We start from the raw sequence: 6,997 nt of genomic DNA, 5'->3' as shown, positions 1-6,997 counted from the left end.
AACGTTGCGACAAAGAATTTGGTAAATCCGTAACTGCTTGCATTAAGATTCCCATACCCTGATAAAAACATTTTCAAACACCATGAATTCAGAATAATTAACACAATCTGTCCGCCAAACATCTTCGCCCATGATGCCAAAATGTTATTTGTTGCTTTTGAACCGCCCGTACCAAATGCTAAAGGTGCAGTGTAGGAAAATACACCAAGCAATACATATCTCTCTGCAATTACAAAGAGCATTTTAAAATAATTCCATGCAACTACAAACTGCATGATTAACATAAGCACTGCTATGTTTAAACTGTCAATTCCCAGTCCGCCAGTCAGTCCTTCCAATGCTGATACATATTCGGAAAAGCTGCTTACCTCAATATCCGTTCCCGCAATCCATTGATACGGTGTACCTGCCACCGTCAGAATATAGTCAACTAATGGCTTTGCCGCCACAATAAAAAATAGACTGATTCCAGTCCGGCATACCAATTCTATTGGATCTTCACTGGAAACTCCTGCTTTTCCAAACATGCTTTTAAATAACTGCCAGACACAAATCAAAAGAAGCAGGGCTATTCCCATCGGTAGCATCACATTCGTATACAGGTCTCCTACCACAGAAAATAATTCTTCAAATAAACTAAGGTCACAGGACAGTAGCTCTGTAAACATATCCGTCACAAGCGTCATCATGTCGATTACAAACTGTGACAGCATTTCTCTGATTCCCTCGACCAATAATTCTAATAACCAACCCATGTATGTTTCTTACCCTTTCAGGCAACCTCCTTTCTGCCGGGAGAGCACCGGCTTTTTCTGTTTACATTAACCGCCGAACATACTCTTCGGAATGATACTCTCGAAATATGTTACAATCGCTCCCATTGTCATGAGTGCTGCCCAGCAAATGATGATTCTCTTTAACCAGGATCTTGATTCATCTACTGTCCGACCTGATTTAGAAAAATTCATTAAGAATAAGCAAACTGCCGCACACACAACCGCTGCTACTGTTGCTATCCCCGCTACATCTTTGTAAACTGTCTGCATCGCATTTTTTGCTGTATCAAAAATACCGGCGGCAAAAACAGGTGATGCCGAAACCGCAATCAGTGCAACAGCTAAAAAAGCAATAAATGCAAAACGAGGAACCAGTTGCATGTACTGATTCCCCGTTTTTAGACTATCCATATTCTGTTTTTTGATATTTCCTGCCAATAACTTCCCTCCCTTCTGTATGAAAATCAACTTACTTTTTGCATAAAAAAAGACAGCCCTTTTGTGACTGTCTGTTTGCTGTAATGTTTTGCGGCTCTCCATGCAAGTTTCGTTCATGCACAAAACTTTACTTTACCATTGTATCTTCAAGGAAGTCATCTGTCAATAACAATGGGGTTGCAATATAGTCGCATACTCATGGCAATTTCATCTCTTTTTTCCCTTATAGGAGAAAGACCGTCAATATATAACAGCCTTTCCCCTCTTTCTTCTATGCCGCTGCTGGCAGTACAGCACTTTCTACCATTCCAAAATCAATACAATAACGAATACGGTCTGTTTCGAACTTAATATATGTATCCGTCACCTCCACAATACGCCTGACTTTCGCTGTTTCTTTCCATGTTCCATTGCTGAAATACTTTGCGCTCATTCCTCTGATTACCGGCAGCATGACTTTACCATAAATCTGTATAAATTTCTTCGTTTTCATTCGTGTTCCTCCTTTCCATGTCCTGTAGTTTCCGTAACACTATCCTCCTTCCCGATACATTTTTTCAGGCAAACAAAAAAAGACACCGATCATCCTAAAATAATCAATGTCTTTCTTCTTAATTTACACGCAGTAAACTGCCTAAATTTTAGTTCCAACCTATGCCGAAACAAAAACCCTTCTTTCAGAAATTATTTTCTGAAAAATACTTGTACCAATTTTATCTTATAACAATATATGGTTTGTGTCAATACCAAAATACAACATATAGTATCCCCCTTATTCTTCCGGTTTTGATTGAGGATATGGGAATTTTAAAATACACATCAACATGGTATAGACAAATTCCTGATATAGATCTTCATCAAACTTTCCATTCACAACCGACTTACTAATCAATAATGGACGGTACATTTCTATTATATCCATCATCGCTCTTTTATCATATGCTTTCGCATACTTCAACATTTCTTTAAACTCCATGACGTTTACCTCCCATTAATTTCCGTAGCTTTCTGATAGCATTATAGTATGTATTTTCAGCTTTTTTCTCTGGAAATCCAAGAATCCAATCAATTTCTCGAAATGTTTTTTCGTAAAATATACGGAGCAAAATTACTTTTTTCTGTTCTTCAGATAACGTAATTAATGCTTGTAAAAGCTGATAATCTTCTATCTGTTCTAAAAGCAGCCTGCTCTCTACTATCTCACTAAATACTTTCCCTGACAGTTTTTCTATTTTTCCAAATAGTTCTTCTGTATCCTGCTTCAGAACACTCAGGTACTCTTCATAATTTACTTCAAGACTTTCAATCCTGTATTTTTTCCTCAGGTATTGTCCTCTCCTGTTTAAAATTGACTGTTTCACATACGCACTAAACTGCATTTTTAATTCATCATTATATTTATCCATCTCTGCCTCCTGAAAGTTTTTACTCATTTCGCTGAACCTTTCAGGCGGTGACCTTGCCCAGTATTTTTTCTGCATCCGCATATATTCATGCAGAAAAATACATTTTTCGACAAAAAAATAGACTGTCAGGATCATGTCCCAACAGTCTGTTATTTCGCTTATATTACCTTGATTGCAGTATTTCTTTTTTATAACTCTACCGTTTATCTCTAGAAATATCTGCCAAAATATTTGTTATACTTCTATATGAGATTATACCTTTCTTTTGTATCTTTCAATATTAAAATGGTTATTTAGTATAATCTTAACACCAATCTCTTATGTCAATTCTTACTTTTTACTAGCATTTTCTTAATTCACAGTTAATATATTCTCCTGAGAGTCCTTTTTCTCCAAAAATTCCTGTATATCCCCATCGAAAGAAGTAAATGTGTCTACTGCCACTTCCTCAATTTTCTCAAAGTCACAATCAATCATTTCTGAAGTTCTTTCTTCCTCTTCAACACATCTCTGTTCAATCATCTCCATTAATGCTTCTTCCGATACAGCCTGCATATACTGATTTCCGCATTTTGGACAGATACGTGCTTTCTTCAGTATTTGTGCCTTGCACTTTGGACAAGTCTTATATTTTCGACGTTCCATATCCTCTCGTGCCACAAACAAAATAATTCCTATGACACCGAGAAAGACAATCATACTTCCTGCTACCCTATTCATAATCTGTACACCTACCCCCATAAGCTGCACTGCACACAATCCATATATTTTGTTCATTTTCATGATTCTTCTGCCTCCTCTAAAATAATTTTTTTATAACGATCCCCTGGACAGCACTTCTGCCTATACATCCCCAAATACGTGAGTCCAAAGAATCCATCATATTATCCCCGATTAGAAAATACTGATTTGCAGTTACTATAAATTCCATACTCGTCCGTTTCATATCAACAGATTCCGCAGCTTTTTTCCCATTCACGTATACACCACTTTCGTCTATACTGACTACATCACCTTCTATAGCCAGTATTCTTTTTACTACCATGAGGTCGAGTTCTTCTATGTATGCGATAATAATATCATCTTTTTTTGGTACTCCCCATTTCTTTAATAAGAGTGCATCTCCATTCTGAAAAGTCGGTTCCATTGACTTCCCGTTTACATACGCTACTTCAAAAAAACATTGAAACAAAAACATGATCAATACCGCAATGATGATTGCCAGCGTCATTCTGCCTGCATTTCTTTTTGTTCTCGTATACCTCTCTCCTTTCCTACTCCATATCCTCAAACATTGCATAATTCTGACGCATCAAATCAGCTTCCTCCCGATCCAGCCCACTATCCTTTACATCTTCTACCTGAATCAGTCTGTCCGCCTTATCCTGTTCTCCTATTTTATGAATCGCTGACTCTGTTTCTGATAACTGTTTCCTTTCCGGCTGTTCTACAACCGGTATCCTTCCATCTTGCAGCTCCCAATAGGCAAGTACCGCCTTTACAATGTATCTTGCCTTTTTTCTGCCACATTGGTTCAAATAGGCACTTACCCGTCTATGATTTTCATCATCTTCATCAAATCTCAAATTAAAACGGTGTTCATCCTGTTTTGCCATAAGGATACCTCCCTTTTACTGCATTTTTTTATCAAACAGATATTTTTTTCGGTACCCATGTACATTGACTTTTGAATCATTTACCACGTAATATTCTCCGTCATATCGTTTCCACACGGTTTCAATTATCTTTGATAAAAGAATTGAACCTCCACCTACAAAAATCGTCATTGCCGAACGCAAATCTATTCCGCACTCCCGAAACATTCCCAGTATTTCTTCCACATGTTCGGTAACGATTTCTACTACCCGTTTTCGAATCGCCTCGCCGTACATACAGCTTTCTTCTTTCAGAACAGAATCAATATCATTTTCTTTTAAGTCCAAGTCAAACTTTTCACGAATCCCTTTATTTACCCTCTGATACATGGAGATAACGCCTTTTCCTGTTGAATCTGTGTAATTCCACAAAATCATACCCTTCTCCAATAACATGTAATCTAAGGTATATCCGCCAATATCAATCATCAATACTTTTGGATATGTAGACAGTTTCAGTTCTTTCGCCAGATACAGATATGCAGCGTATGTCTGCATATGAACATATACATTAGAGAAAGTCAATCGGTATGACCTTCCCATATATGCACAATGAACCAACCGCCCCTCTCGATAAAAGTAGTCTCTGAACTTTTTGTACTGACTCCGATAATATAGCGGCGGAAGTCCTACTACCAGGTCCATACTAATCAGTTCCCCCGGAATAAATGGTCTGGACTGTCTCAGCTTTTCCAATTCTTTTGCAATTGCAAACAGTGTCAGTAGGTAATAACGGTCATCCAGCGTCTTATCCGGCAAATACACATTTCTTTCATGGCTTAACCGATAATATTTATCTTGAAACATTAACGCCTCTTCATTTTCCCCCGGCATGCTCTCCAATGCCGTAATCCCAGAATGAAACTCAAAATTTTCTGTTTTAATTGCTTTATTTCCTGTGTCAATCGGTATCATTAACATATTTTGTCTCTCCTTTCCGGTACAAATCTTTCAAAAATTATTGTGTAATTTATGCGCATTGATTACTTGTACCTAATATAAATTTTTCGCACTTTTCATGTCAACAGAATATCTATTCCACTTCAAAATTATTTTTGAAGTACTCAATAATCTGTCTGCTCTCGTCTTCATATCCCCACAAAATACTGCTGACAGCTTGAAAAGCCTGCTCTCGCCATCGGAAATACGTTGCCCGGTGTATTCGTGTGATTTTTGGAAAATGCGGCTCTAACAGGTCTAATATCTCATCTATGTTCTCTGCTTTTCGTGCTGACATATAACTGTAATATAAAACCCAGTAATAACGTTCTCCTTGCGGATGAAAATTTCTCATCAACTCTACCGCTTCATCTATCAGTTTCAGAAACTTATTAGATCGGTTGATTACTTCTATCCTCTGCTTCATATCATCTAAATCCTGATTGATATCCATACCAGCCTGATAGATACTATCCAAAAATTCATCAAGATCCGTTCCATACTCTTCCCGTATCCGGTGCTTTACTTGATTGACTTTAATCTGCATTCTCCAGTTTACGGCTCGATATATTTTAAATAGCCGGATTACATCATGGTAAACGTTATTTTCCTCCCCAGTAAAATCCCTATTTATTACTCCTGTTTTTCCCATATATCTGCCCCCAATTTCTTTGCAGTATCTTTACTTGTTTTCTGTTCTTCTCTTTCCTCATAATCTGCCAGTTTTCTATCACTTCTTTTTCCTACCACAAGGCAGCAATACAATAAAAAAAATAAAATGCCACCTATAACGCTTAACAACAACATATAATTCCTCCAAACTGTTTTCCATTCTCCTGTGTACATCCGTCTGAACGCTTCAGTGACTACTGTATTTAATTGTCAATGTACCAAACTTCAATAAATAAAAAGGCGGTACATGTGATGTTTCTGTAAATAAATATAAATTTAAGTGTAAAAAACCATAAAAAAAGAATTTCAATTATCAACTGATAATCAAAATCCTTTAACTTGTCTTATAATACATAAATATTATTCTATTCTTTTTTCCCCATTTTCCAATATCGGTGCATAAAAGGCTGTCACTTTCAAGCCTTCCTCCTGATAATCAATTTGCACATAATAATCTCGAATCATATATGCTGTATATTGTCCCTGTAGGGAATACAGTTCCATGGTTTTAAAATCTATAAGAAATAAATCTCTTACCTTAGTGCTTTTGTCTTCCGGCACATAAGTTTCTGTTACCCTTTCCAGCTTCTCCAGACAAGCTTGGCAGAATAATTTTCTCGCTACCTTTCCATCTAAAATACTATCTTCTCCATAGTTCACTTTTACATTAGAAATCCCACGATTACTCATAGGGCTACTGTAAAAGAAATTGCCACCCTCTCCCGTTCCTGTAATTGTATTTACAGAACCGCCGGAATTAATCAGTTGTCCTTCATCATCCCTGTTCCATGTACGGAGATTTTCCACATGCCAATGGTTAACACTGACAATCCCCAATTCATCAGAATTCCGATACATTCCCATAAGGCTGCACTTATTATCTCCGCACAGATAACAGTCCACCGAATCTTTTACTTTTGAATGAGCAAATTCCATTTTTTTATATTCATAAGAAACCTCTTTCTGATTTTTTCTCTCTTCAATAAGATTATCTTTCTGACTAAAAAATTGAACCCCGTTCCACAAAAGAGATGCAGAAGATAAGAGCACCATTCCCAAAATTAGCTTTGCATGTACCACATAATACTTTTTCATTTTCCTCTTCCTTCCT

Annotated in this window: 11 protein-coding genes and 1 pseudogene; all 12 read right to left on the bottom strand. The window is 37.0% G+C overall.

What is annotated here, in order from left to right; genetic code table 11:
• Positions 1-755, bottom strand: a pseudogene (locus WMO25_RS12605) (hypothetical protein); the annotation flags it as partial.
• A gap of 66 nt (positions 756-821) precedes the next feature.
• On the bottom strand, positions 822-1,214 hold the full coding sequence (locus tag WMO25_RS12600; RefSeq protein ID WP_243131104.1) for a hypothetical protein: 393 nt from the start codon (positions 1,212-1,214) through the stop codon (positions 822-824).
• Between the two features lie 271 nt (positions 1,215-1,485).
• A complete protein-coding gene (locus WMO25_RS12595) occupies positions 1,486-1,707 on the bottom strand; it encodes a hypothetical protein (protein ID WP_270475815.1) in 222 nt (73 codons plus the stop codon).
• A gap of 279 nt (positions 1,708-1,986) precedes the next feature.
• Positions 1,987-2,190 carry a helix-turn-helix domain-containing protein gene (locus tag WMO25_RS12590; protein WP_117500889.1) on the bottom strand — a complete coding sequence of 68 codons (204 nt, stop codon included), beginning with the start codon at positions 2,188-2,190 and terminating at the stop codon, positions 1,987-1,989.
• Positions 2,180-2,695 carry a sigma-70 family RNA polymerase sigma factor gene (locus WMO25_RS12585; RefSeq protein ID WP_270475816.1) on the bottom strand — a complete coding sequence of 172 codons (516 nt, stop codon included), beginning with the start codon at positions 2,693-2,695 and terminating at the stop codon, positions 2,180-2,182. The genes WMO25_RS12590 and WMO25_RS12585 overlap by 11 nt, the downstream gene beginning before the upstream one ends.
• Before the next feature lie 276 nt (positions 2,696-2,971).
• A complete protein-coding gene (locus WMO25_RS12580; RefSeq protein ID WP_349085577.1) occupies positions 2,972-3,403 on the bottom strand; it encodes a hypothetical protein in 432 nt (143 codons plus the stop codon).
• A gap of 16 nt (positions 3,404-3,419) precedes the next feature.
• Positions 3,420-3,851 carry a signal peptidase I gene (lepB, locus tag WMO25_RS12575; protein ID WP_349085576.1) on the bottom strand — a complete coding sequence of 144 codons (432 nt, stop codon included), beginning with the start codon at positions 3,849-3,851 and terminating at the stop codon, positions 3,420-3,422.
• Positions 3,852-3,894: 43 nt separating this feature from the next.
• Entirely contained in the window at positions 3,895-4,236 is a 342-nt protein-coding gene (locus WMO25_RS12570; protein ID WP_270475818.1) for a hypothetical protein, read from the bottom strand.
• Between the two features lie 15 nt (positions 4,237-4,251).
• Positions 4,252-5,196, bottom strand: coding sequence for a ParM/StbA family protein (locus tag WMO25_RS12565; protein WP_270475819.1), 945 nt, complete (start codon positions 5,194-5,196; stop codon positions 4,252-4,254).
• 112 nt (positions 5,197-5,308) lie between these two features.
• On the bottom strand, positions 5,309-5,761 hold the full coding sequence (locus WMO25_RS12560; protein WP_349085575.1) for a hypothetical protein: 453 nt from the start codon (positions 5,759-5,761) through the stop codon (positions 5,309-5,311).
• An 86-nt stretch (positions 5,762-5,847) separates the two neighbouring features.
• Positions 5,848-6,060, bottom strand: coding sequence for a hypothetical protein (locus tag WMO25_RS12555; protein ID WP_147356321.1), 213 nt, complete (start codon positions 6,058-6,060; stop codon positions 5,848-5,850).
• Positions 6,061-6,246: 186 nt separating this feature from the next.
• Positions 6,247-6,981, bottom strand: a complete 735-nt coding sequence (locus WMO25_RS12550) for a hypothetical protein (RefSeq protein ID WP_117500883.1) — start codon at positions 6,979-6,981, stop codon at positions 6,247-6,249.
• Positions 6,982-6,997: the final 16 nt, after the last annotated feature.

Source organism: Coprococcus intestinihominis, from assembly GCF_040096555.1.
Lineage (GTDB): Bacteria > Bacillota > Clostridia > Lachnospirales > Lachnospiraceae > Coprococcus_A > Coprococcus_A intestinihominis.
Note: the sequence above shows the minus strand (reverse complement) of the source record. Positions and strands in the feature narration are given on the sequence as shown.